The 26,170-nt window shown below is 65.2% G+C and carries 18 protein-coding genes; 5 read left to right on the top strand and 13 right to left on the bottom strand.

Annotation, left to right across the window (positions count from 1 at the left end; genetic code table 11):
• Positions 1-10: 10 nt before the first annotated feature.
• Entirely contained in the window at positions 11-1,540 is a 1,530-nt protein-coding gene (locus J7396_RS19430) for a S41 family peptidase (RefSeq protein ID WP_209261947.1), read from the bottom strand.
• A 104-nt stretch (positions 1,541-1,644) separates the two neighbouring features.
• The gene (locus J7396_RS19435; protein ID WP_209261948.1) at positions 1,645-2,943 is read right to left on the bottom strand and encodes a peptidoglycan DD-metalloendopeptidase family protein; all 1,299 of its coding nucleotides are present in this window, start codon (positions 2,941-2,943) and stop codon (positions 1,645-1,647) included.
• Between the two features lie 97 nt (positions 2,944-3,040).
• On the opposite strand from J7396_RS19435, the gene J7396_RS19440 reads away from it, so the two are divergent.
• Both J7396_RS19440 and J7396_RS19445 read left to right on the top strand, forming a co-directional pair.
• Positions 3,041-3,697 carry a hypothetical protein gene (locus J7396_RS19440; protein ID WP_008572935.1) on the top strand — a complete coding sequence of 219 codons (657 nt, stop codon included), beginning with the start codon at positions 3,041-3,043 and terminating at the stop codon, positions 3,695-3,697.
• Positions 3,698-3,858: 161 nt separating this feature from the next.
• Positions 3,859-5,655 carry a M28 family metallopeptidase gene (locus J7396_RS19445; RefSeq protein WP_029818099.1) on the top strand — a complete coding sequence of 599 codons (1,797 nt, stop codon included), beginning with the start codon at positions 3,859-3,861 and terminating at the stop codon, positions 5,653-5,655.
• Between the two features lie 314 nt (positions 5,656-5,969).
• On the opposite strand, the gene J7396_RS19450 is transcribed toward J7396_RS19445, so the two are convergent.
• From J7396_RS19450 to J7396_RS19470, 5 genes are all read right to left on the bottom strand, one after another.
• Entirely contained in the window at positions 5,970-6,413 is a 444-nt protein-coding gene (locus J7396_RS19450) for a PepSY domain-containing protein (RefSeq protein ID WP_014088878.1), read from the bottom strand.
• 292 nt (positions 6,414-6,705) lie between these two features.
• Positions 6,706-7,839 (bottom strand): glycoside hydrolase family 5 protein, encoded by a 1,134-nt coding sequence (locus tag J7396_RS19455; protein ID WP_008572930.1) that lies wholly within the window; start codon positions 7,837-7,839, stop codon positions 6,706-6,708.
• A gap of 275 nt (positions 7,840-8,114) precedes the next feature.
• On the bottom strand, positions 8,115-8,402 hold the full coding sequence (locus J7396_RS19460; RefSeq protein WP_011345789.1) for a hypothetical protein: 288 nt from the start codon (positions 8,400-8,402) through the stop codon (positions 8,115-8,117).
• A gap of 66 nt (positions 8,403-8,468) precedes the next feature.
• Positions 8,469-9,521: a glycoside hydrolase family 5 protein gene (locus J7396_RS19465; protein ID WP_014088879.1), complete on the bottom strand. Its 1,053-nt coding sequence runs from the start codon at positions 9,519-9,521 to the stop codon at positions 8,469-8,471.
• 767 nt (positions 9,522-10,288) lie between these two features.
• Positions 10,289-11,362, bottom strand: coding sequence for a glycoside hydrolase family 5 protein (locus J7396_RS19470; RefSeq protein WP_033837217.1), 1,074 nt, complete (start codon positions 11,360-11,362; stop codon positions 10,289-10,291).
• A 309-nt stretch (positions 11,363-11,671) separates the two neighbouring features.
• Here J7396_RS19470 and J7396_RS19475 point away from each other — a divergent pair, with 309 nt between their 5' ends.
• On the top strand, positions 11,672-12,730 hold the full coding sequence (locus J7396_RS19475) for an NAD(P)-dependent alcohol dehydrogenase (protein WP_008572924.1): 1,059 nt from the start codon (positions 11,672-11,674) through the stop codon (positions 12,728-12,730).
• Between the two features lie 722 nt (positions 12,731-13,452).
• Here the strand turns inward: J7396_RS19475 and J7396_RS19480 are convergent.
• The 4 genes from J7396_RS19480 to J7396_RS19495 all read right to left on the bottom strand — a co-directional run bounded on the left by J7396_RS19480 (position 13,453) and on the right by J7396_RS19495 (position 20,636).
• Positions 13,453-13,881, bottom strand: coding sequence for a hypothetical protein (locus J7396_RS19480; protein WP_074038674.1), 429 nt, complete (start codon positions 13,879-13,881; stop codon positions 13,453-13,455).
• Positions 13,882-13,905: 24 nt separating this feature from the next.
• On the bottom strand, positions 13,906-15,387 hold the full coding sequence (locus J7396_RS19485; RefSeq protein WP_209261949.1) for an FAD-dependent oxidoreductase: 1,482 nt from the start codon (positions 15,385-15,387) through the stop codon (positions 13,906-13,908).
• A 193-nt stretch (positions 15,388-15,580) separates the two neighbouring features.
• Positions 15,581-20,053 (bottom strand): glutamate synthase large subunit, encoded by a 4,473-nt coding sequence (gene gltB, locus J7396_RS19490; RefSeq protein WP_209261950.1) that lies wholly within the window; start codon positions 20,051-20,053, stop codon positions 15,581-15,583.
• Between the two features lie 202 nt (positions 20,054-20,255).
• Positions 20,256-20,636, bottom strand: coding sequence for an I78 family peptidase inhibitor (locus J7396_RS19495; RefSeq protein ID WP_011345797.1), 381 nt, complete (start codon positions 20,634-20,636; stop codon positions 20,256-20,258).
• 56 nt (positions 20,637-20,692) lie between these two features.
• Here J7396_RS19495 and J7396_RS19500 point away from each other — a divergent pair, with 56 nt between their 5' ends.
• On the top strand, positions 20,693-21,970 hold the full coding sequence (locus J7396_RS19500) for a DNA topoisomerase IB (RefSeq protein WP_014088883.1): 1,278 nt from the start codon (positions 20,693-20,695) through the stop codon (positions 21,968-21,970).
• A 216-nt stretch (positions 21,971-22,186) separates the two neighbouring features.
• On the opposite strand, the gene J7396_RS19505 is transcribed toward J7396_RS19500, so the two are convergent.
• Entirely contained in the window at positions 22,187-22,531 is a 345-nt protein-coding gene (locus J7396_RS19505) for a hypothetical protein (RefSeq protein WP_031420473.1), read from the bottom strand.
• 248 nt (positions 22,532-22,779) lie between these two features.
• On the opposite strand from J7396_RS19505, the gene J7396_RS19510 reads away from it, so the two are divergent.
• On the top strand, positions 22,780-25,179 hold the full coding sequence (locus J7396_RS19510) for a penicillin acylase family protein (protein ID WP_209261951.1): 2,400 nt from the start codon (positions 22,780-22,782) through the stop codon (positions 25,177-25,179).
• Positions 25,180-25,258: 79 nt separating this feature from the next.
• On the opposite strand, the gene J7396_RS19515 is transcribed toward J7396_RS19510, so the two are convergent.
• Complete coding sequence (locus J7396_RS19515; RefSeq protein WP_209261952.1) at positions 25,259-26,128, bottom strand: NmrA family NAD(P)-binding protein; 870 nt, start codon at positions 26,126-26,128, stop codon at positions 25,259-25,261.
• Positions 26,129-26,170: the final 42 nt, after the last annotated feature.

The following is a 26,170-nucleotide window of genomic DNA, read 5'->3' on the forward strand; positions in this document are numbered from 1 at the left end:
TGGGCCGCTCTTAGTTGCCCGGTTCGGTGGACGCTGGCGTGTCCTTTGGCGGCCCCGGCTGCACCGGTTCGGCTGGCGCTGCGGGTGCAGTGGCCGGCTTGGCCTTGCCTGCCGGTTCGGCCGATGTGGGCTTGTCCGTGGTCGCCGGGCGCGCTGCGGCGGGCTTGGGATCGGCACCGGTCTTGGCTGGCTTGGCCTTCTGCGCGGCCTGCGCCTTGGCTTTGCGTGCAGCCTGCGCCTTGGCGGCGGAGCCGGGTTGCTTGAGTTCGGCCAGGGCTTCGGCGATCGGGCCGTCGCCCGGCAGTACGTCGCCGGCGCTGTAGCCCTCTTCGCCTTCGTCGTCGCCGCGCAGGTGGCCCGGCAAGGTGGCTTCGCTGTAGTCGGTCAGGCTGGCCGACACATCGGCATCCCCGGGTTGCGGTTCGGGGGTGAGCAGTACGTCCGGCACGATGCCGCTGGCCTGGATCGACTTGCCGCTGGGCGTGTAATAGCGCGCGGTGGTGAGCTTGACCGAGTCGCCGTTGTCCAGCGGCAGCACGGTCTGCACCGAGCCCTTGCCGAAGGTGCGGCTACCGATGATGCGTGCGCGCTTGTTATCGCGCAGCGCGCCGGCCAGCACTTCCGACGCGCTGGCCGAACCGGCATCCACCAGCACCACGACCGGTGCGCCGCTCAGCAGATCGCCCGGAGTGGCGTCGAACTTGGCATCGCTGATCGAGATGCGCCCGCGCGTGCTGACGATATTGCCCTTGTCCAGCAGATCGTCGGCCACCTGCACCGCCGAGGTCAGCAGACCGCCGGGGTTGCTGCGCAGGTCCAGCACCAGCCCGCGCAACTTGCCGCCGGCCTGCAGCTGCTTGAGGTTCTTCTGGAAATCGGCACCGGTGTCGGCCTGGAAGGTGCTGATGCGGATGTAGCCGTAGCCCGGCTCCAGCAGCTTGCTGCGCACGCTGGCCACGCGGATGGTTTCGCGCTGAAGGGTCACATCGAACGGCTTGGGCGTCTTGTCGCGCATGATGGTCAACACGACCTTGCTGCCGGATTCGCCGCGCAGCGGCTCCATCGCCTTGCTGGCATCGATCGGCTTGCCGTCGATGGCCACGATCACATCGCCGGCGCGGATGCCGGCGCGCGCGGCCGGGGTGTCGTCGATCGGCGCGATCACCTTGAGGGTGTTGTCCTGCTGCTGTAGCAATTCCACGCCGATGCCGTCGTAGGCGCCGGTGGCCTGTTCGTCGAAGGCTTCGGCATCTTCCTTGTCGAAATAGGTGCTGTGCGGGTCCAGGTCCGAGAGCAGGCCGCGCACGGCGGAGTGCATCAGCTTCTTGTCTTCGACCGGGTCGACGTAGGCCTGCTTGACCGCGTTGTAGACCGCCACGAAACGGCGGATCTCATCCAGCGGCACCTTGGAAACAGCGGCTTCATTGGCTTCCGGGTCGTCCGCGCTGGCCTGGGCGGCGGCGGGGCCGGCCTTCTGCGCCCAACCAGGCGACGCGAACAGGGCCAGCGACAGGGCAACGGACAGGACGGCTACGCGCATGAAGCACTCCGACAAAGAGATAAGGCGCCCCGCAGCGCGGAGCTGACCGGATTATGCGCGAAGCAGCGGTAAATCCGCGTTGAATCGCGGGCGGTGCGCGGCGCTCAGCGGCGTTGCAGCCAGCTCGATGGATCCACCGGCTGCCCGTTGCGTCGCAATTCGAAGTACAGCGCCGGCACGCCCTGCCCGCCCGAACTGCCGACCTTGGCGACCGCGTCGCCACGTTTGATCGATGCGCCGGCATCGCGCAGCAAGGTGTCGTTATGCGCGTACAGGCTCATGTAGCCGTTGCCGTGGTCCACGATCAGGATCATGCCGTAGCCGGTCATCCAGTCGGAAAACACCACCGTGCCATCGGCCACTGCGGTCACGGTGGTGCCCTTGGGCGCGCCGATCAGCACGCCCTTGCTGGTGTGGCCATCGGGCAAGGTGGCGTTGAAGCGCGCCAGCAGATTGCCCGCCACTGGCCAGCTGAGCCCACCGACCTTGGGGGCCGGTGCGTTGGCGACCACCTTGGGCGGGGTCTTGCCGGGGCGATCGGAACGCTCGGTTTTGCTGCGTTTGGCCTGCGCGGCGGCTTCGGCGGCAGCGCGTTTTGCGGCAGCGCGCCGTTCGGCTTCGGCCTTGGCGGCCGCTGCGCGCAGATTGGCGAGCAGTTGTTCCAGCGCCTTGGCGTCCTGGCCGATTGCCTTTTCGCGCTCGGCGCGCTGCTTGTAGCGATCGTCCAGCTGCGCGACGGTGGCCGCCTGTTGCGAGCGGTCCTTCTGCAGCGTGGCCGCCTGCGCCTTCTGCTGCGCGCGTGCGGCATCCAGCGCCTGGCGCCGGGTGGCGATGTCCTGTTCCACTTTCGCCAGGGTATCCAGTTGCGTGGTCAGGGCGTGGATGCGTTGCGCACGTGCGTTTTGCACATAGCGGTGATCGGCCAGCATGCGCGTGGCATCGCCCACCGTGTCCTGCGACAGCAGCACCTTCAACGGTGCATTGCGGCCCACCTGATCGGCAGCGCGCAACAATGCCGCCAGCTGCGTGCGCTGGCTCTGCAGGCCGCGCTGCAACTGCGCGCGTTCCTGCTGCAGGGTGGACAGATGCTGTTCCTGCGCGCGCATCGCCGCTTCGGTTTCGCTCAAGGCGCGTGCGGTCTTGGCCACTTTCTCGTCGGCCTGGCGTAGCTGTTGCGCAGCAGTGCCGCGTTTGCCTTCCAGTTCGCGCCGATCGGCGCTGATGGTCTTGAGCTCATCGCGCAGCTGCTGCAGTTTGCGCTCGGTCTCGCGCTGGCTCTGCGCGCTTGCGCCCACGCTGCCCAGCAACGTGCAGGCCAGCACACCCGCCGCCAGCCACATCCACCCACGGCCGGTGGCGGGAGCGAGCGGCAGGCGCGGCAGCGGTGCGGACGAAGGGGGCAACGAAAGATCCAGTGACTTCAGGCAGGTGCGCGATTGTAGCCAAGCATGATGTGATCGCCGCCACGCCCCAGACTACCGCCGCCGCGCGAGGTTCAGCATGAAGCCCCAAATTCTCCTCCTGGCACTGTCCCTGGTCTGCACGAGCGCCTGGGCCGAGGAGGACGTCAGCAAGGTCAACGGCAAGATCAGCGCAGATGCCGGCAAGACCTACGGCGCCCTGGAAACGGTCAACGGCTCCATCGAGATCGGTGCCGGTGCGCAAACCAAGAACGTGGAAACCGTCAATGGCGGCATCCGCATCGGCGACAACGCGCGCACCGGTGGCGTGGAAACGGTCAACGGCTCGATCACGCTGGGCCAGAAAGTCACCGTGTCCGGCGGGCTGGAGACGGTCAACGGCAGCATCCTGGCCGAGCGTGGCAGCCAGATCAGCGGCGGCGTGGAAACGGTCAATGGCAGCATCGGGCTGGTGGGAACCGAGCTCGGCAAGGGCATCGAGACGGTCAACGGCGACATCACTGTCGGGGTGGGGTCGCATGTGCGCGGCGGCATCGAAGTGAGCAAGCCGAGCTTCGGTTTTTCGTTCCAGCCCTCGCGCAAGCCGCGCGTGGTGATCGGCCCGGATGCGGTGGTCGATGGGCCGTTGCACTTCGAGCGCGAGGTCAACCTGTACGTGCACCGCAGCGCCAAGATCGGCGCGGTGAGCGGCGCCACCGCGCGCAGCTTCGACAGCGACGTCGCACCGAAGGACTGACCAACGCAGCGTGCACCTGCCGGTGCGTGCGCCGGATCCAGGGCGCACGCTCCAGGCGCCCTGCCCGGCCCGCCATGCAACCGCAGTACACGCAGCCGCGCGCTCACCCCGCCGTCCGACGCACGCTCTAAGATCGGGATTCCGCCGCACGAGGAGTTCCGATGCCCCGCAAGATCCTGTTGTGCCTGGCCGCGACGCTGGCCCTGGCCGGCTGCAAACGCGAACCCGCCGCTGCGCCCGGTGCGCCTGCCGCGCAGACGCCGACCGAGAGCGCGCCCACCGCGCCGGTCAGCCGCCACACCTTCTCCCCGGAAATGACCACGGGCGACTTCGCCGAACTGGTCAAGACACTGGCGTCGGACGACTTCGAAGGCCGCGGCCCGGGGACGCCGGGCGAAGAAAAGACCGTGACCTACATCCGCGACCAGATGCAGCGCATCGGGCTGCAGCCGGGCAATGGCGACAGCTGGTTCCAGGAAGTGCCGATGGTGGAAACCACCGCCGATGCATCCACCGCGCCCAGCCTGCGCAGCGGCGAGCAGACCCGCACCCTCGCCTTCGGCACCGACATCGTGGTCGGCACGCGCTCCGGCCAGGCCGAGGTCAAGCTGGACAACAGCGAGCTGGTGTTCGTCGGATACGGCGTGGACGCACCCGAGCAGCAGTGGAACGACTATGCCGGCCAGGAGTGGAAGGGCAAGACGGTGGTGATGTTCGTCAACGACCCGGGCTTCCACACCGACGATGCCAAGTTGTTCGATGGCAAGCGCATGACCTACTACGGGCGCTGGACTTACAAGTTCGAAGAAGCCGCACGCAAGGGCGCGGCTGCGGCGTTGATCGTGCACGACACGCCCGGCGCCAGCTACGGCTGGGACGTGGTGAAAAATTCCTGGTCCGGCCCGCAATACGACTTGCCGGCCAAGGACGACCCCGACCCGCGTCTGCCGGTGCAGGGCTGGATCAGCGCCGAAACCGCCAAGCAATTGTTCGCCAACGCCGGATTGGACCTGGCGCAGGCCTACAAGGACGCCAGCAAGCGCGGCTTCAAGCCGGTGCCGTTGAAGGCCAGCTGGTCGGTCGATCTCAAGAGCACCATCGCGGCCAAGACCTCGCGTAATGTGGTCGGCGTGCTGCCGGGCACCAGCCACGCCGACGAGGCGGTGCTGTACATGGCGCACTGGGACCACCTGGGCAAGCATCCGGGCGAACGCGGCGACAACATCTACAACGGCGCGGTGGACAACGCCACCGGCGTGGCCGGCATCCTGGAAATCGCCGATGCATTCGCGCACCAGGATCCCAAGCCGGCGCGCTCGGTGGTGTTCCTGGCGGTCACGCTGGAAGAATCGGGCCTGCTCGGTTCCAAGTATTACGTGGCCAACCCGAGCTTCCCGCTGGACAAGATCGCGGCGGTGATCAATCTGGATGCGATGTCGGTGGCCGGGCGCGCACGCGATGTCACCGTGGTGGGCATGGGCAGCTCGGAGCTGGAGGACATCCTCAAGCCGATCGCCGCCATGCAGGGGCGCACCCTGCACGCAGAAGCCACCCCGCAAAGCGGCTCGTACTTCCGCTCGGATCACTTCAACTTCGCCAAGGCCGGCGTGCCGGCGTTGTATGCCGATGGCGGCGAAGACCTGCGCGAGGGCGGCACTGCCGCCGGACGTGCCGCGGCCGAGGACTACGGACGCCATCGTTATCACGCCCCGGGCGACGAATACGACGCCGCCACCTGGAAGCTCGATGGCACCATCGAAGACCTGCAGGTGGTCTATGGCGTGGGCAAGGAGGTCGCTGCCGGCGAACGTTGGCCCAACTGGTACCCCGGCAACCCGTTCAAGGCCGCGCGCGATCGCATGATGGCCGGCAAGCCTGGCGCGAGCGCGGCGAGCGCGCAGCCGGCCGACGCTGACAGCGCGGCCACGCAGACGCACAAGGCCCAATCTCCACGCTGAGGCCGCCGCGCCGTCATTGCCGCACGGTGTGGCACCACTGCGTCAGCGACCTGCCTTGCGCGACCATCGCTGGAAACCAATCTGTTACGCAAAAGGCCTCCCACCGGAGGCCTTTTGCATTGTTGCCTCATATGAGGCCTCTGGCGATCAGCCACGCCACATCGTGCAGCTGCGATCTTGCGCGATCAGGGGCCTGCTGCACTGACCTTACATCTCAGCCCATGGATGGGACGCATGGCCATGCGGCAATCGCGCATGCTCTGCGACGCTCAATCTACCCTACCCGCCTGGCAGGCGAACGAGACGTGCGCCACTCAATCGTTCTCCACGCTCACCACGTGACCGTCTTCCGGATCCACGTGCAGTTCGACTTTCTGCCCGTTGCGCTTGGCATCGGCCTTCCACAGGCCATCCTTGAACTTGAGGTCGTGCACATCGGCATAGCCGCCGGTGGAGAGCGACGCGCGCACGTCGGCTTCGCTGAGCTTGGAGGTGGTCTGGTCGCCATAGACGCGGCCGGTCACCGGATCGATGTGCACGTCCACGTCCTTGCCGTCGCCGCTACGCGCGTCTGCCGTCCAGACGCCATGCTCGAACTTGACGTCGTGCACCTTGGTGTAGCCCTTTGCGGTGAGCATGCTGGTGACCTCACCGGAGGTGAGCGCCTTGGCCGGCTTGTCGGCCGCCTGTGCCAACGCACCCTGCGACAGCAAGGCAAGGGCGCCGATCAGTGCGGTCTTCATCAATGGCTGTGTCATGGGAATGCTCCTGCAGTGAAGTGCGCTCATGCTGGAGGGCGGCCTATCGCCATCAGGTGAAAAACGGGCAAGCGGCCGCAACGAAAGTTCAGTTAGCTGAAACGCCGAGGTGCTTGCTCACCTGCGATGCACGCGATGTTTACATCGACGCGGATGTCGCGGCTGAGCACGCATCGTGTGTTATCCACGATCGCAATCGCAGCAACGTGCGTGTGCTTCTCACCTTGCCAACGCCGTGTGCCCGCGCGCTGCGTGCGCTGGAAAAGCCGCCTTGCGGCGGCTTTGCTTGGCATCAGCGTGTCGTGCGTGCAGCGGATGTGCTTGTTGCCGAGGTCGATGCAGCGGAGCTGCGCGCTGCGGCAGTCGCAACCGGCGCACGCGTGGCGAGTGCGGCCTGTGGCGACAGGATCGCCATCTGCGGCTTGTCGGTGCCGTCCTTGTTGGGGTGCACGTTGTACGCGTAACTGAGGTTCCACCACGAACCGGCCGCCCACCAGGTCCAGCCCAGCCACACGTCTGCATTGGTTTCCATGTGTGCCAACATGCCTTGCAGCGCCTGGTTGCACACCGCATTGTTGGCGGTGCCGAATTCGCCCAGAAAGCCGCGCTTGCGGTTGGTGCGCAGCCACTGCGTGAAGTTGCGCAGGCGCTCGGCGCCGATGGTGCTGCTGACACAGGTGCTGCTGGTGCCGCTGGAATCGGCATCCAGATACTGGTGCACTTCGAAGGCGTAGCGATTGAGCGGGTCGTAGATGGCGGTCAGCGCGGTGGCGTTGGAATAGCCATCGCTCGTGGGGGAATACCAACTGTGCGCGCCGGTCCACAATGCGCCGGGCACCAGAATCAGGTTATTGGCACCGGTCCTGCGGATGGCATCGATGGCGGCCTGCGCTGCGCCGGCCCATTCGCTGGCCGAAATATTGTTGGGCTCATTCATCAGCCCGAACATCACCGCGTTGTCGCTGTTGAACGCCAGCGCCAGACGACGCCAGAGATCGGTAAACGTGGCCACCGGTACTTCCGGGCCGCCGATCTTGTAGCCGTAATACTTGGCGTAGTTGTGGATATCGATGAGCAGATACATACCGGCTGCCTTGGCGCGTGCCACCGCCTGCTGCAGCAACGCGAGCTGTGCCGGGTCCAGTTCGCCGTTCGCGCTGGGCTGCAGCCGCTCCCACAGGATCGGCAGGCGGATGGTATTCATGCCGACACCGGCGAAATAGGTGTAATCGTTGGTCGCGGGGTACATATAGTCCTTGTTGAGGACTCCGGGCTTCTTGGAAGATGCGTACTCGGCACCTGACAGATTGACGCCGGCATAAGTGAGCGCGCGCGTCTGCGCGTGGGCCAGCGACAGGCTCCCGAACACGATGAAAAGCAGCGTAGAGCGCAGTAGCGCGCGCAACGAAAAGCAGACAGCAGACATGACACAACTCCTCAGACGGGGGGCGATGCAGGTAAGTGCATGCGCGTTACGCGCGATGCACTGCATCGGTCTGAGTCAATGCATCAGCCGTGCCCAATTGCTGCCGGTGGCCAGTTCAGCGCCAATATGCGAACTGCATCGCAGTCACACTCTGCAAGGCGCGTTGTCGAGATTGATAGGCCGCACAAAAGCGCGAGATATGGGCCGGTATTTGCGCAAGTGCGGCGTGGGTTCGTCCGTGCTGTCGACTTTGCGTCGTATGGAAGCGCCTGCCGTCAGTGGCATGACGTCATGTCCATGACGCCATGCCGCATTGAAGTGCCACCGAGGTTGCAGGCATAGGCTGCCTCGATCTTTCCGCGAAAAGACCAGGAAAAGTGGCCAATCGCGGCAATGCTCAGCCCGGTAGAAAGCGCGCTCGCTACCGGATGGAAGAGCGACGTGTGATGACGATTGCCTGCGGCGCCCGCACGTGCCTGCACTGGCGCTGTCGTTGCGAACAGCAGCGAAAGCACCTGCGCGCGGGCGTCAGGCGGGCGCCGCAGGCGTTTGCGTGGACACATCTACGGTGTGGTTTGCGTGCCATCCGCGCCCAGCTGACGACTATTTGCTAGGCGCGTTGGTCGCGCTTAATCGGTAATCCGGCGCGCACGTGGGCCCAATATCGACATCTGCGGCTTGTCGCGCCCCTGCGCATCCGGTTGCACGTTGAACGGATACGCCCTGCTCCACCACGCGCCTGCCGCCCACCAGGACCAGCCCATCCACACATCGCTGTTGGATTCCATGTAGCCCAGCATGCCGTTGAGCGCGAGATTGCAGGTGGCCGTGTTGCCGGTACCGAATTCGGCAAGAAACCCGCGTTTTTTGTTCAGGCGCAGCCATTCGGTGAAGCTACGCAGGCGCTCGACCCCGATCGTGGCACTGACGCACCCGCCGCTGGTGCCGCTGGAATCGGCATCCAGATATTGATGCGCTTCGATGGCATACCGATTGAGCGGGTCGCGAATGGATGCCATCGCCACTGCATTGGATTGCCCGGCCACTGTGGAGTACCAGCTATGCGCGCCTGTCCATAACGCACCCGGCACCAGAATCAGATTGTTTGCACCGGTTTTACGAATGGTGTCGATCGACGCCTGCGCGGCTCTTGCCCACGCTTGCGGATCGATGTCGTAAGGCTCGTTCATCAGCCCGAAGATCACGGCGTTGTCGCTCTTGAAGGCGATCGCCAGCCGTCGCCATAGATCGTTGAAGGTGCTGATCGGCACTTTCGTGCTGCCGATGGTGTGGCCGTAATATTTGGCGTAGTTGTGCACATCCACGATCACGTACATGTTGGCCGCCTTGGCGTTGGCGACCGCCTGCCGGATCAACGCCAGCTGCGCCGGATCCAGCTCGCCGCCCGCTTTTGGCTGCAGCCGTTCCCACAGGATCGGCAGGCGAACCGTGTTCATGTGCTTGCCGGCGAAGTAGGCGTATTCGTCGGCCGCCGGATAGTGATAATCGATGTTGAGCACGCCGGGTTTTTGCGAGGATTTGATCTCGGCGCCGGATAGATTGATGCCTGCATACTTCAGGCCGGAAGTGCTTTGCGCCTGCGCGAGCGGCATGAGGGCAAGCAATAGCAAAGACAGCGCGCGGCAACGCGGCCGGCGCGTACGCGTGGTGAGGGATTTCATGGGGGAACTCCTGAGACTTCTGCGTGCGAAAGACCTGTGCAAGGACGGCGCGCTGATGCGGGTATGAGCTCGTTCGATGTAAGACAGCAACGCGTCCATCACCAGACTAGGCGTATACGCCCGCACAAACCACGGTTGAGAGGGATCAATCGGCCAAGCTGTGCAGTGACCCGCAGTTCTTGTGTTAGAGCGCGCACGCATGGCGCGAACGTACCGCACCGTTTGCACACGCTTCGAACAGTGGCGCGCATCGCCTGCGCGATGGCGTGCTGTACATCGCGGGCGAATGCAGCTGCATTCGTGCAATGCCTTTGCGCTGCAGCGCCTATCTGTCCATCACGATGGGTTGCCTGATTGGCGATGCTGTCGCCGGGCAATGCCAGCCACAGCGGCAGACAGTGCGCAGGTTTAGTGCGGACGTCGACGCGATAGCGCGGATTGGATGAGATCGCTCGCGCGTCGTCCATGCATCGTGGCGCGCAGGCGTCGCATCAGGGCGTCGCCGAGACGGCAGCCTCGCACTGCAAGTTGCACCAGCGCATGGACGATATGGCCAGCGCTCGATACCGGGCTGTTGCATGCGATCGAACAGCGCACATCGGCAACACGCAGCGCGTGAGCTGGCGCGCGATTGCCTCTGCCTTCTGCTGCCCGCAGCGAGCCAGCGGCGGTCTGCCCTTCTCCGAAGCAGGCGGCCCCACGCGCTGCGGCAATGACAAAAAAGTGGCCGCAACACTGGTTGCGACCACCTCTGGCTGCGCCGCTGCTTACTTGCCGGCGCGGCGTGCGTACTTGCTCAGGATCGCCATCTGCGGCTTGTCGCTGCCGTCCTTGCCCGGTTGCACGTTGAAGGGATAGTCCGGCTTCCACCAGGCGCCCGCCGCCCACCAGGTCCAGCCCAGCCACACGTCGCTGTTCTTTTCCATGTAGGTCAGCATGCCTTCCAGCGCCTTGTCGCAGACCGGATTGTTGGCCGTGGCGAATTCGCCCAGAAAACCCTTCTGCTTGTTCTCGCGCAACCACGAAGTGAAGCCCTGCAGCTTTTCTTGGCCTACCGAGTCGCTGGTGCACACCGGCTTGGTGCCGCTGTAGTCCTTGTCCAGGTACTGATGCGCTTCGAAGGCCAGGTTGTTGCCCGGGTCCTTGAGGATTTCCAGCGCCTTTGCGTTGGAGACGCCGTAGCTGGTGCTGCGCCAGCTGTGTGCGCCGGTGTAGGCGGTGCCCGGCACCAGGATCAGGTTCTTCGCGCCGGTCTTGCGGATCGCGTTGATCGCCCCCTGCGCGGCATTGGCCCAGTCGGGTGCGGAAATGCCATTGGGCTCGTTCATCAGCCCGAAGATCACCGCCTTGTCGTCCTTGAACTCCAGCGCCAGCCGGCGCCACAGATCGGCCAACGCGCCGGCCGGCACATCGCTGGTGCCGATGCGCTTGCCGTTGTACGTGGCGTAGTTGTGCAGATCCAGGATCAGGTATTGCTTGTTGGCCTTGGCTGCTTCAAGCGACTTCTTGATCAAGCCCAATTGGGCCTGGTCCAGCTGACCATTGAGCTCGGGCTGCACGCGTTCCCACAGAAACGGCAGGCGGATCGTATTCATGCCTTTGCCGGCGAAATAGCTGAAATCCGAGGCGGCAGGGTAGGTGTAATCCTTGAACAAGGTGCCGGGCTTCTTGCGCGAGTTGAACTCGGCGCCGGACAGATTGACTCCGACATACTTCAGGCCGGCGGTGTCCTTCTTCGGGCCGGGCGGCTCCTTGGCCTGGACCAGTGGGGTGGCGGCGAGCAAGGTCAACGCGAGCGCGGCGATGCGCAAGCGGGGAAAGTGCGGGGGAGTGCGGAACATGGAAGTCTCCTTCGGCATCGACGTGGGCGGCCGCGGGGGAGGGCACGGCCAGCGCAGATGGTGCAGCGCCATCTGCTGCTGCGTGAGTCTGGGAGCTCGCACGTTAGTGCGCCATTCACGCGCATGGCGCGGATTTGACCGCGTGCGAACACGCGCAAGGCGCATCATGCTGCTGCGCTCGCGTTCGCAAGAGACCAGGTAAGACGCACTGTCGCAGGAGTGCGACATCTGCGCGTTTTAAGCTACCGACCCTTTCTCCCCGTTGTTGGCGCGCCTTGCCGACGACGCAACACCCCCCGGAGTTTTCCCATGAGCACAGCCCACGCCTACGCTGCCCAGGCCGCCGATCAACCACTTGCCCCGTTCGTGTTCGAACGCCGCGCGCCCGGCCCCAACGACGTGCAGATCGACATCGCCTACTGCGGCGTGTGTCACTCGGACCTGCATACCGCACGCAACGAATGGCACAACACGCTGTACCCCTCGGTGCCCGGCCACGAGATCGTCGGCCGCGTGACCGCCGTCGGCAATGCGGTCACCGGTTTCAAGGTCGGCGACCTGGCCGGTGTCGGCTGCATGGTCGACAGCTGCCGCAGCTGCGCCTCCTGCCAGGAAGGCGAAGAACAGTATTGCGAACAGGGGTTCACCGGCACCTACAACGGGCCGATGTTCGGCGGCGGCGAGAACACCTACGGCGGCTATTCCGACCATATCGTGGTCGACCAGAAATACGTGCTGCGCATCACCCACAGCGACAACCTGGCCGCGGTGGCACCGTTGCTGTGCGCCGGTATTACCACCTATTCGCCGCTGGCACATTGGAAGGTGGGTCCGGGCCAGAAGGTGGGCGTGGTCGGCCTGGGCGGCCTGGGCCACATGGCGGTGAAGATCGCCAAGGCGATGGGCGCCACCGTGGTGCTGTTCACCACCTCCGAGAGCAAGCGCGCCGATGCGATGCGCCTGGGCGCCAGCGAAGTGGTGATCTCCAAGGACGAAGCGCAGATGGCCGCGCAGTACAACACCCTGGACTTCATCCTCAACACCGTGGCCGCGCCGCACAACCTGGACCCGTTCCTCAACGCGCTCAAGCGCGACGGCGCCATGGTGCTGGTGGGCGTGCCCGAGCAGTCGCACCCGTCGCCGGCGGTGTTCAACCTGGTGATGAAGCGCCGCACCCTGGCCGGCTCGCTGATTGGCGGCATCCGCCAGACCCAGGAAATGCTGGATTTCTGCGCCAAGCACAACATCGTCTCGGACATCGAAACCATCCGCGCCGACCAGATCAACGAGGCCTACGAGCGCATGCTCAAGAGCGACGTGAAGTACCGCTTCGTGATCGATATGGCCACGCTGGATAAGGCGGCCTGATCGCCTATCCAGGTGAGGGATGCCACCGCTTGCGTCGTCGAACGCAAGCGGTGTCGCGCAGCGACGTGCCACTGGCGAGAAAGGAGACGACGCAAATGACAGATCTGCAAGCGCAGGTTATGCATTACGTCGTGCTAGCGGATTTGATGCGCAAACGTCTTGTCAATGTTGATGTCGTGACCAGCGCATGATTGAAACAATGGAGAAAACAAAGCCCGCTAGGCACATGATCGCTGCCGCATACAGAACTAGGACCGTCAGCCAATACTGAAACGGATCGTGAGAAGCGGCAAAAAGCCCAGCGGCACATCTTCTACAAGGCACCGTACCGGCTACCAATGCCTGCCAGACCATCAATGCCGGGATTACACCCAGGCAGAATGACAACACACTGCCAAGGACAAGGCGAGAGCGAATTTTCGGCTTGGCATACCGTTTCCAGAAGAACCGATAAGCGACCCACATCATTGGAGGTATGGCAACGGCCAAGACGTAAGTTGGCGACGAAATTCCCATTAGGCTGTAGCTCCAATGATGCGATCCTTCTGTGGATCAGCAAATAAGATTGAATCGTCTCGGCACAATGCACTCAGACGGACATTTACGTCTGGCGCGGATGCGATCTCATTGCCTTAACCAAGATGGAAATACAGCTATCCACATCCACGCATGTGAGCATAAATCGAATTTCGTCAGGAGCGGGCGTCTGCTTAGCTTAGTTGCTAGTTGTAGCGCCTGCGATCCAATCTGCGCCAAAGAGCATGCGTGAGCACGATAATGAAAGGAACGATAATGAGAAGATAAAAGATCTGCAGCACCGGAACGATGAAAAAGTTCCAGCCATCGGTGCGGGCAGTTGTTGCAATCCACCACGCGTTTGGCACGAGTGAAAGTGCGATGAGAGTGCACAACACAAACAGCTTCTGTGCCGGGCCTGCGTTTGATATTGGCAAGAAAAAAGAATAAATGGCGTACGGAGTTACTCCAAGCAACGCCGTAACTCCAAATAGAAGGAGCGCTATCAACACCTGGCCTGTTGTTGCGAAGAAGGACCAGTCGACAGCTATCGCAGTGCATGCGGCAGTGACAAGCGCGCAGCACCAGGCGACGCGCTTTGATGCCTTGTCTAGATTTGTGGTGGAATTGGCCATGGCGCGTAGCATACGCTCACGCCCTCATGCCGCAGCCGGCTCCTTGACCTGCGCGTTCACCCCCAGCAGCTGCACGATGCTTCCCGCCGCATCGCGGCCTTCGGCCACTGCGGTGACCACCAGGTCCGCACCGCGCACGCAGTCGCCGCCGGCGAACAGGCGCGGGTTGCTGGTCTGGTAGGGCAGGCGGCCGTTGCCGTCGGCCGGGGCGACGATGCGGCCGTTGCTGCCGGCTTCCACGCCCTGCGAGGACAACCAGTCGGGCAGGGTGGGCGAGAAGCCGAAGGCGATGATTACCACGTCCGCTTCCAGCAGCGATTCGCTGCCTTCCACCGGCACCGCATTGCGGCGGCCGCTGGCATCGGGCTCACCTAATCTGGTTTCCACCACGGTCACGCCGATGGCTTCGTCGTCGGCGCCGGATTCGATCGACAGCGGCTGGCGGTTGAACAAAAAGCGCACGCCTTCTTCGCGCGCGTTGGCCACCTCGCGCGCCGAGCCGGGCATGCTGGCTTCGTCGCGGCGGTAGGCGCAGGTGACCTTGGCCGCGCCCAGGCGAATGGCGCTGCGCACGCAGTCCATGCCGGTATCGCCGCCGCCCAGCACCACCACGCGCTTGCCGCTGAGGTCGGGCAGGGCGAGCTGGTCTTCCCAGCCGGCGATCGGCCGGCCGTGCGGGTCGTTGCCGCTGACGATGCGGCTGTTCTGCACCAGGAACGGCAGCGCCGGCAGCACGTTCTTCAGGTCTTGCCCGGGCAGGCCGCCGTCGGTGTAGCGATAGGCGCCGGTCCCTAAGAACACCGCATCGTATTCGCCCAGCAACTGCTCGATGCTGACGTCGCGGCCGATCTCCACGCCCAGGCGGAACTGCACGCCCATGCCTTCGAGGATCTCGCGGCGCTTGCCGATCACCGACTTGTCCAGCTTGAAGCTGGGGATGCCGAACTGCAGCAGCCCGCCGATCTGCTCATAGCGGTCGTAGACCACCGCCTCGATGCCGGCACGCGCCAGCCGGTCCGCACACGCCAGCCCAGCCGGGCCGGCGCCGATCACCGCCACGCGGTGGCCGGTCGGCTGCACGTTGCCCAGGTCCGGGCGCCAGCCCATCTTGAAGGCGGTGTCGACAATGTACTTCTCCACCGCGCCGATGGTGACTGCGCCGAATTCCTCCAGCGTGCAGCTGCCTTCGCACAGGCGGTCCTGCGGACACACCCGCCCGCACACTTCCGGCAGCGGGTTGGTGGAATGGCATAGCGCGGCGGCTTCCTCGATGCGGTTTTCCTGCACCAGCTGCAGCCACTGCGGGATGGCGTTGTGTACCGGGCATTTCCAGCTGCAATACGGATTGCCGCAGTCCAGGCAACGGCCGGCCTGGTATTGCGCATCGGCCTTGTCGAACTTGCCGTACAACTCGCCCCAGTCGCCGGAGGTGCGCAGTTCCACCGGAATGCGCGTGGGCATGGTCCGGGGCAGGTCGAGGAATTGGAAGGCTTGTTTGCGGCTCATAGGGGCTGGGATTCGGGAGTTGGGATTGGGGATTCGCAACAGCGGGCGACATGGGTCTGACGCAGTGCGAATCTCGAACAGCAATCGACGCGTGAGAGCAGGGAGTGGAGATTCGGACATCGGGATTTGCCAAGGCGACGACAGGTCGCATGGCTTGAGCGAATCCCCAATCCCGAATCCCCAATCCCGTCACTCAGGCCGCCCGCCTGAGCGACTCCGTCAGCGACTCGATGCTGGCGGCCTTGGGTTTGACCAGCCAGAACTTGCCGATGTAGTCGCGGAACTCGTCCAGGATCTGCTGCGCCCAGATGCTGCCGGTCAGCTCGCGGTGGCGGCTGATCAGCGTATGCAGATGCTGGCGATGGTTCTCGAAGCCTTCGGCCGAGACGCGGTGGATGTCGATCAGCTCGTGGTTGTAGCGGTCCACGAAGTCGCGTTCGATATCCAGCACGTAGGCCAGGCCGCCGGTGAAGCCGGCGCCGAAGTTCAGGCCCACCTTGCCCAGCACCAGCACGATGCCATCGGTCATGTATTCGCAGCAGTGGTCGCCGGCGCCTTCCACCACCGCAAGCGCGCCGGAGTTGCGCACCGCAAAGCGTTCGCCTGCGCGCCCGGCCGCGAACAGCTCGCCGCCGGTGGCGCCGTACAGGCAGGTGTTGCCGACGATCGGCGTGTTGCGTGCCTCGAAGCGCGCGCCGCGCGGCGGACGCACCACCAATCGCCCGCCGGCCATGCCCTTGCCGACGTAGTCGTTGGCTTCGCCTTCCAACTCCAGCTGCAGGCCACCGGCGTTGAACGCGCCGAAGCTCTGCCCGGCGGTGCCGCGGAAGCGCAGATTCAAGGGCGCATCGCTCATGCCGTGGTTGCCGTGCACGCGCGCGATGGCGCCGGACAGGCGTGCGCCGATCGAGCGGTCGGTGTTGTGGATCAGGAAGCGATGGTCGCCACCGCGCTTGTTGGCGATTGCATCGGCGAGCAGGCCATCCATCTGCGTGGCCAGGCTGTCCGGCGATTCGTACAGGCGCTGGGCGGCGCAGTGGCTGCCGTCGTAGCGGGCATGCGTGAGCAGGCGCGAGAGGTCGACCTTGACGCCGGGGCGCGGCGAAACCTCCAGCTGTTCCAGCAGGTCGGTGCGGCCGACGATCTCGTCCAGCGAGCGCACGCCCAGGTACGACAGCCACTGGCGCACTTCTTCGGCCAGCAGGCGGAAAAAGTGCTCCACCCGCTCCGGCAGGCCGGTGAAGTAGCCGGCGCGCAGGCGCTCGTCCTGGGTGGCCACGCCGGTGGCGCAGTTGTTGAGGTGGCAGATGCGCAGGTACTTGCAGCCCAGCACGATCATCGGCGCGGTGCCGAAGCCGAAGCTGTCGGCGCCGAGCAGCGCGGCCTTGACCACGTCCAGGCCGGTCTTCAGGCCGCCATCGGTCTGCAGAATGGTGCGCTCGCGCAGATCGTTGGCCACCAGCGCCTGGTGCGACTCGGCCACGCCCAGTTCCCACGGCACGCCGGCATAGCGGATCGAACTGACCGGGCTGGCACCGGTGCCGCCGTCATGGCCGGACACGGTGATCAGGTCGGCGCCGGCCTTGACCACGCCGGCGGCAATCGTGCCGACGCCGGCATGCGCCACCAGCTTCACCGAGACCAGCGCGGTCGGGTTGACCTGCTTGAGGTCGTAGATCAGCTGGGCCAGGTCTTCGATGGAATAGATGTCGTGATGCGGCGGCGGGCTGATCAGGCCGATGCCGGGCTTGGCGTAGCGCAGCCGGGCGATCAGTTCGTTGACCTTGTGGCCGGGCAGCTGGCCGCCCTCGCCGGGCTTGGCGCCCTGGGCGACCTTGATCTGCAGCACCTCGGCATTGACCAGGTATTCCGGGGTCACGCCGAAGCGGCCGGAGGCCACCTGCTTGATCTTGGAGCGCTTCTCGGTGCCGTAGCGGGCCGGATCTTCGCCGCCTTCGCCGGAGTTGCTGCGCCCGCCCAGGCGGTTCATCGCAATGGCCAGCGCTTCGTGCGCCTCGGGCGACAACGCGCCCAGGCTGATGGCGGCGCTGTCGAAGCGCCGCAGCACATCTTCGGCCGGGGCCACCTGATCCAGTGGCGTCGGGGTGTCGGCACGCTTGAGCTGCACCAGGTCGCGCAGCGTGGAGGCCGGGCGCGCATGCACCGCGTCCACGTACTTCTGCCAGTCGCCGGCATCGCCGGTGCGGGTGGCACGCTGCAGCGTCATGACCACGTCGGGGTTGTACATGTGGTACTCGCCGCCGTGCACGTACTTCAGCAGCCCGCCCACTTCCGGCTTGAGCTGGTCGTTCCAGGCGCGCACGGTCAGCTCGCGCGCCTCGGTGTCCAGCCGTGCCAGATCCACGCCGCCGATACGCGCCGGGGTGTCGGCAAAGCACAGGTCCACCACGTCCGGGTCCAGCCCGACGATCTCGAACAGCTGCGCACCGCGATAGCTGGCGATGGTGCAGATGCCCATCTTGGAGATGATCTTGGACAGGCCCTTGTAGATGCCTTTGCGATAGCGGCGGCCGATCTGCGACTGCTCGCCACCCTTGCTCAGCTGCAGGATGCCGCGCCGACCCAGGTCGAACAGCGTCTGGTAAGCCAGGTACGGATACACCGCGGTGGCGCCGACGCCGAGCAGGCAGGCCATGTGGTGCGGGTCGCGCGCGGTGCCGGTCTCGATGATCAGGTTGACGTCGCAGCGCAGGCCCACCTTGCACAGGTGGTGATGCACCGCGCCGGTGGCCAGCAGCGCATGCGCCATCGGCCGGTCCGGCACCGGGTAACGGTCCGACAGCAGCAGCATCACCGCGCCGTCGCGCGCGGCGGCTTCCACCTCCTGGCAGATGCGCTCCAGCCCGGCCTTGAGGCCTTCTTCCAGGCTGTAGGACAGGTCGATCAGGCGGTTGCGCTCGACGTACTGCTCCATCTTCAGCAGCTGGCGCAGCTTGCGCTGGCTGAGCACCGGCGAGTTGAGGATGACGTGGTTCACCGTCTCCGCACCGGCATGGAAGATATTGGTCTCCCTGCCGAGCTGGGTGGTGAGCGACATCGCGATGCCTTCGCGCAGCGGGTCGATCGGCGGGTTGGTGACCTGCGCGAACGCCTGGCGGAAGTAGTCGTACAGTGGCCGGGTCTGGCGGCTGAGCACCGCCATCGGGGTGTCGTCGCCCATCGAGCCGGTGGCTTCCTGCTCGGTCTCGGCCAGCGGGCGCAGCACCTGTTCCACTTCCTCGGTGCTGAGCTGGAACAGCTTGTGATAGCTGCGCAGGGTCTGCTCGCTGAAGGGTTCTTCCACCAGCGAGGGGTCGATCAACTCGGTCTGCAGGTAGGTCACGCCCTGCTGCAGCCATTGCTTGTACGGGGCGCGCGCGCGGTTGATGCGGTCGATGGCATCGGAATCGAGCAGGTCGCCGCGCTTGAGGTCGATGGCCATCATCTCGCCCGGGCCCAGCTTGCCCTTGCGGGTGATGCGCTCGGCCGGCAATTCCCACACGCCGGCTTCGGAGGCGACCAGGAAGTGGCGGTCGGAGGTCAGCATCCAGCGCGCCGGGCGCAGGCCGTTGCGGTCGAGCATGCAGGCCGCGTAGCGGCTGTCGCAGGCCACGATGCCGGCCGGGCCGTCCCAGGGTTCGGTATTGAGGCCGTAGAACTCGTAGAACGCGGCCAGGTCGGCGTCCTTGAACTCCAGCGATTGAGTGGCCGGCGGCACCAGGATGCGCAGTGCCTGCAGCAGGTCCATGCCACCGGCGATCAGCAACTCCAGCATGTTGTCCAGGCTCTGCGAATCGGAGCCGTGCATGGAGATCACCGGATCGAATTCGGCAATGTCGAAGCGCGGGGTCTGCCACACCTTGCTGCGCGCCTGCGCCCAGCGCCGGTTGCCTTCGATGGTGTTGATTTCCCCGTTGTGCGCGAGCAGCCGGAACGGGTGCGCCAACGGCCAGCGCGGCAGCGTGTTGGTGGAAAAGCGCTGGTGAAAGACAATTGCGCTGGAGGACAGGTCGCTGCGCTGCAGGTCCGGGTAGAACGTGCTCAGCTTGTCCGGCAGCACCATGCCCTTGTAGCTGATGCCGTTGGGCGAGAGGGTGGTGACGTAGAAGTCCGGCACGCCCTGCAGCTGCTGCTCGGCGCGACGGCGTGCCAGGAACAGCGCCAGGGTAAAGCCGTCTTCGGTCTGCTTCGCACCGGCATCGACGAACACCTGCTCGATGCGCGGCAAGGTGTCGCGCGCCAGCTGGCCGCACACGCTGTCGTCGGTGGGCACCACGCGCCAGCCGCGCAGCTGCACGCCGGCGGCCTGCAGCTGCGCTTCCAGTTCGGCGCGACATCGCGCGGCCTCACTTTCGTCCAGTGGCAGGAACACCACACCGGCCGCGTAGCGCGTGCCCAGGGGGATGCCGGCATCGCGCGCGAGCCCGCGCAGGAATGCATCGGGTTTGCGAATCAGCAGGCCGCAGCCATCGCCGGTGAGCCCGTCGGCGGCGACACCGCCGCGGTGGGTCATGCGCGAGAGCGCCGCAATCGCGGTATCCACCAGCGCGCGGGAGGGTTGGTCGTCCAACTGGGCGACCATGCCAAAACCACACGCGTCGCGCTCGTCGCGCACGCTGTTGTAGAGACCGTAGTCGTTGAGCCCTTGGCGAGTGCGGGGGGCCATGTCTGCCTCTTTGCGATCTTAGGAGAGCGGCGACGACGTCGCAGCGCTCGATCCGTGGAGCGTTCGAAGAGGTCACCGGATGATCGACTAGACCACAGTTGATGCGGTGCCGCAATACACCGTTACAGCTGCAACGAGAACCGCTGCAACCCCTTGTGCCAGCAGGCTTGGCGCCGGTCTTGCGACAGGCGCCAAGGCCGTCTCAGCCGCAGCGCACCGAGGTGATCACGTTCTTGGCGTCCACTTCCAGATTGAGCCGTTCGCCATTGAATTCCATGGTGGTCATCTGGCCGGGTTTGAGCACACGCACCGACTTGGCGCCGGCATCGCTGCGTGCCTGTTCGCCCACCGCATCGGTCAACGGCTGGCCCACCAGCGATTGCACCTGGGTGGCATCGCAAGTGCCGATCGGCGGCGCTTCCGGCGCTGCATCCGGTGCGGGCGCAGCGGCTTGTTCGGCCGCGTGCTGGGCCTTGGCGGTGACGGCTTCCTGCTCATCGGGTTGCGGTTTGTTGCAGGCAGTCAATGCAGCCAGCATCACCAGGGTGCAGGTCAGGCGAGCAACAGGTAGAACAGCGCGCATCGATCACTCCAGCAAAGGGGGATGCCCAAGCATAAGCACAAAGTCACGCGACGGGCATGGCTTGCGCACACGGCGTTGTCGTAGCGTTGACGCAGCCTAGTCTTGCTGCGGCCAACAATCGCGGCCAGTCCCTCGACCTGTGCGCAATGAAAGCCAAACGTGTTGTTCGCAATGCCGCAGTCGCCGTCAGTACCGCCGGCAAGCTCGCGGCGGTCGCCACCGGCGCCGCCGTCGCCACGGCCGCTGTGGCAAGCGCAGCCGCTGTGGCGCAGGCCAAGGCGACCGCGCGTGCGGCCGGGCTGACCTATGTCAACGACCAACAGCCCGGCATCAGTCGCCGCAAGGCCGGCAAGAGCTTCAGTTACCGCGATGCCGACGGGCAACGCATCGCCGATGCCGACACCTTGCAGCGCATCCGTTCGCTGGCGATTCCGCCGGCCTATACCGATGTGTGGATCTGCGCCAAGCCCAATGGCCACCTGCAGGCGACCGGGCGCGATGCGCGGCGGCGCAAGCAATACCGCTATCACGCCGACTGGGCGCAGGTCCGCGGCGAAGGCAAGTTCGAACGCGTGATCGCCTTCGGTACTGCGCTGCCCAAGTTGCGGCGGCGGTTGCGTCGCGATCTGGTGCTGCCGGGATTCCCGCGCGAAAAGGTGCTGGCGATCGTGGTGGCGTTGCTGGCCGACACCCTGGTACGCGTCGGCAATGCCGAATACGCGCGCAGCAATCGCTCCTACGGGCTGACCACGCTGCGCAACCGGCACATGGAATTTCTGAAGGGCGGACGCGCGCGGCTGAAATTCCGCGGCAAGAGCGGCCAGGACCACGATATCGAAGTGGACGACAAGCAACTGGTCAAACTGATCCGGCAATGCCAGCAGCTGCCGGGGCAGTCGCTGTTCCAGTACCGCGACGACGATGGCCAATTGCAGCCGGTGGATTCGGGGCAGGTCAACGACTATCTGCGCGAGGCCATGGGCGAAGACTTCACCGCCAAGGATTTCCGCACCTGGGGCGGCACATTGGCCGCGCTGCAACGCCTGGCCCGGCTGCCGCTGCCGGAGCGCAGCAGCGAACGTGCGCTCAAGCAAGTGCAGAACGATGTCATCCGCGAAGTGGCCGATGCCTTGGGCAACACGCCCTCGGTGTGTCGCAAGGCCTACATCGACCCATGCGTCTTCGAAGGCTGGCGTGCGGGCCAGCTGCAGGCCATGGCCACCGGTGTGCGTGGCGAGCGCCAGTGGGAAGCGGCCACGCTGAAGTTTTTGAGCGCTTCGCGCAGCAGGCTCAAGACGCAGTCGACGTCTGCGGCAAGGCGCAAGTCGGCCTAAGCGCCCGAGGCTGACACCCACGGCATTCGCCACAGCCAGGGTGTCGGCGTGTGCGGGCATCACGTACCGCGCGCACGCCGGTTCCTGCGCGTCGCTCATGTCCGCCTGGCGACGATCAGCGACGCGGTGTCAACCATTCCAGGTGGCCGCCTCGGGACGCAGACAGCAGCGAGTGCCGTACCGGATCCCGAATTTCGATTCCCGAATCCCGAATCCTCAGCCGCAATAGATGGCCGTGATGCTGTTGTTCGGGCCGGTTTCGATGGTGAGCTGATCGCCGCCGCTTTCGCTGGCGCCCTGGGCCGGGTCGGCCAGGCCGCTGGCGGTGGTGCCGCCGCTGGCGCGCTCGCCGCGGCGCACGATGACGCGCTGGCTGTCGCTATCCACGCGTGCACGTTCGATGGTCTGCGCGGCCGCCGCCAGACCCACCGCACCACGCACCTTGTCGCTATGGCACTGGCCGGAGATGGCGCCGTCGATGGGCTGCACCTGCGCCACCTGGTTGGAGGCACAGGCCGACAACAACGCAGCGGCAGCGAGTGGGGCGAGGATACGGATCATCGGGAAGCTCCAGGGCAAGAATGCCGCAAGCGTGAAGGTGGCGTTGTCGGGATGGCATGAAGATGCTGCGCGGCACCGTGTCAGCGACGGGCCTCACCCGTGTCTGCCGATGATCGTCAGCGTGCCGGACACGCTGCGCCAACGCTGGGCTACCTGGATTCGCTTGCCAATCTAGCGTTTCCGGACAGCGCCTCGCCCAGCAGCGCGAGAGGTGCAGACTCCTGCTTCCAACCCAGACGATCAGTAGCATGACCATCAAACCGCTGCTGCTTGCATTGGTTGCCTGCGCGGCGCTGCCGCCTTCGGTTGCACGTGCAGCGCCCGCGCCCAGCCAGGCCACCATGACGGTGGCAGGTCTCCAACGGCCGGCGCAGATCCGCGTGGACAGGTGGGGCCTGGCACATATCTACGCGCAGACCGACGACGACGCGTTCTTCGTGCAGGGTTTCAATGTGGCGCGAGACCGTTTGTTTCAGCTGGATCTACTTCGCCGCAAAGGGCTGGGCCATCTCTCCGATGCGTTCGGGCCAACCTATGTGGAACAGGACCGTGCCGCGCGGCTGTTTCTGTATCGCGGCGACATGGCACAGGAATGGAGCAGTTACGGGCCCACTGCCCGGCGCGACGTGGGCCGATTCGTCGCCGGCATCAATGCGTATATCGCATGGCTGGACAGTCACCCGCAGGCACTGCCCTACGAATTCGACAAGCTGGGGTATCGCCCCGAACGCTGGGCGCCGGAGGATGTGCTGCGCATCCGCACCACCGGCCTGAGCCGTAATGTCAAAAGCGAAGTGGCGCGTGCGAACGTCGCCTGCAAGGCCTCGCTGGCTGTCGATGCGATACGCCTGAGACTGCAGCCGGCCTGGACCACCACGCTGCCGGACGGGCTGGACCCGTGTCTGCCGAAAGACGTGCTGAAGGTCTACGAGCTGGCGACGCAAAGCCCCAAGCTGAGCGCAAGCACGCAACTTGCGGCAATCGCATCGACGTTATCGGCCATTGACGATGACGCCTCTGCCGAAGGCAGCAACAACTGGGTCATCGCGTCGCAGAAATCCGCCACCGGTCACGCGGTGCTGGCGGACGACCCGCATCGGGCCTACAACGTGCCCAGTCTTCGCTACTTCGTGCATCTCAACAGCCCTGGTCTGGACATCATCGGTGCCGGCGAGCCCACCGCGCCTGGCATCGCGATCGGGCATAACCGAACCAGCGCGTTCGGCCTGACCATCTTCAACATCGATCAGGAAGATTTATACGTGTATCGGTTGCGTCCAGACGACAACGCGGCGTACTGGTACCAGGGCAAATGGGAGCCGCTGCGCAGCGAGCACGAACAGATCGCCGTGCGCGGCGCCGCGCCGGTGACAACAGAGCTGCAATTCACCCGTCACGGGCCGGTGATCTATGTCGATGTCGAAAAACATGTGGCGTATGCGCTGCGGTCGGTATGGAGCCAGCCCGGCGCGGCGCCCTATCTGGGCTCGCTACGCTACCTGCGCAGCAACGCGTTCGTGCAGTTCAAGGCCGCACTCGCCCATTGGGGAGCGCCGTCGGTCAACCAGGTCTATGCAGATGTCGGCGGAACCATCGGCTGGGCCACCGCCGGCATGACCCCGCGCCGCGATCACGGCGATGGATTGCTGCCCGTGCCCGGCGATGGCCGCTACGAATGGAACGGCTTCTGGGACAGCACGGTGTTGCCCTGGTCGAAGAATCCCAAAGCCGGCTTCATCACCACCTCCAACGAGATGAACCTGCCCGCCGGCTACCCGGTTGCGCAGCGCAAACTTGGCTTTGAGTGGGCCAATGAGGCTCGCCATGCCCGCATCACCCAGGTGCTCTCGCAGCTGCCCAAGGTGACGCTGGAGGATTCGGAAAGACTGCAGAACGATCAGGTCTCGTTGCCCGCGCAACGCCTGGCCGCATTATTGCGACCGCTGCGTTCGCAGGACCCTGATATCAGCGCCGCACTGACGCTGCTGCGGCCATGGAATGGCGAGGTCAGCGCTACGTCGCCCGCCGCAGCGCTGGAAGAGGTCTGGTTCAGTCGCTATCTGGGCAATGCATACAAAGCGTTGCGATTGCAGCCGTCGGAGGCCGACAGCTTCGGCGCGCCCGATGCCGCGGCCATGCTGGATGCGCTGGAACATCCCGGCGCCGCGTTCGGCGCAACGCCGGCCGCACGCCGCGACCAGTTGCTGCTGCAGTCGTTGCGCAGTGCGTACCAGGCGCTTGTCTCGCTGCAAGGCCCCGATGCCTCGCAGTGGCAATGGGGCAAACTGCATACCAACAAGATCTCGCATGCGATGAGCGCGGTGGCCGGGGCCGATCGCGCGCTGCTTGATGTCGGCCCGTTCGCCAAGGGCGGCAGCCCTTATACGCCGAATCAGTCCAGCTACGACCCTGCCGATTTTCGCCAGACGATCGGTCCTTCTGCACGATTGATCATCGACCTGGGCAATTGGGATAACTCTCGCGCCATGAATTACCCCGGCCAGTCCGGCGACCCGGCCAGCCCGCATTACCGCGACCTCGCACCGCTATGGCTCAATGGAAGCTATTTCCCGCTGCTGTACACGCGCGCTGCGGTAGATGCGGCAACCGAACAGATCTTCGACCTGGTGCCTGCGCAGGCGCACTAACGCAACCGCGAACCGACCTGACGCCGCGCACATCGCGTAGCAAGCGCGAGAATCCCCGCGTTTGCTACGCCGCCTGCGCTCACGCCGGCGCAGTCGCCTCGCGCACGAAGGCTTCATAGGTGCGCAGCGGACGTCCCAGCAGCGCCTGCAACTGCGCCACCGTGCCCTCTGCCGCGTGCATGCCCAGGCGCTGGATGCCGGCCATCATCAGGCGCATGTCATAGGCCAGCCACGACGGGCCGTACGCCGCCAGCTGTGCTTCGAAGGCGGCCACGTCATCGCCGGCGTAGGCGATCTCGCGCCCAAGCGCTGCGCTCCAGACCTTGGCCGCATCCACCCCGGTCAGTGCCTGCGGGCCGACCAAGTCGAGCGTGACGCGTGGCAACGGACCGTCCGCACGGTCGCGGCGCAGCAGCTCGACGACCGCGATATCGGCGATGTCGCGCGCATCGATCATCGCGATGCCCTGTGCGCCGATCGGCATCGGGTAGAGGCCGTATTCGGTGATCGTCTGCTGCACCATGCCTTCGTTCTGCATGAAGTACGCCGGCCGCAGGATCGTTGCCGGAATTTCCAGGCTTTCGATCATGCGCTCGACGGTGTGCTTGCCGGTGAAGTGCGGCACGTTGGTGTACGTGTCGGCATGGATCACCGACAGATACACGATGCGCTCGATGCCGGCTTCCTTGGCCAGATTCAATGCGATCAGCGCCTGGGTCACTTCGTCGGGGGTGACCGCATTCAACAGGAACAGCGTGCGCACCGATGCCAGTGCGGCGCGCATCGATGCGACGTCGGTGAGGTCTGCCACCACTTCGGTGACACCTGCCGGAAAGGAGCGTTTGCCTTGCTGGCGGACCAGCGCCTTGACCTGCGTGCCGGCGTCGGCAAGGCCTTGGGTGACCAGGGAACCGACGGTGCCGGTGGCACCGGTGACGAGAATGCTCATGGTGAATCTCCTGCGTTGGATGGACGGTTGGATCGGAGCGAA

This window comes from Xanthomonas sp. A1809, assembly GCF_017746015.1.
Taxonomy (GTDB): domain Bacteria; phylum Pseudomonadota; class Gammaproteobacteria; order Xanthomonadales; family Xanthomonadaceae; genus Xanthomonas; species Xanthomonas euvesicatoria.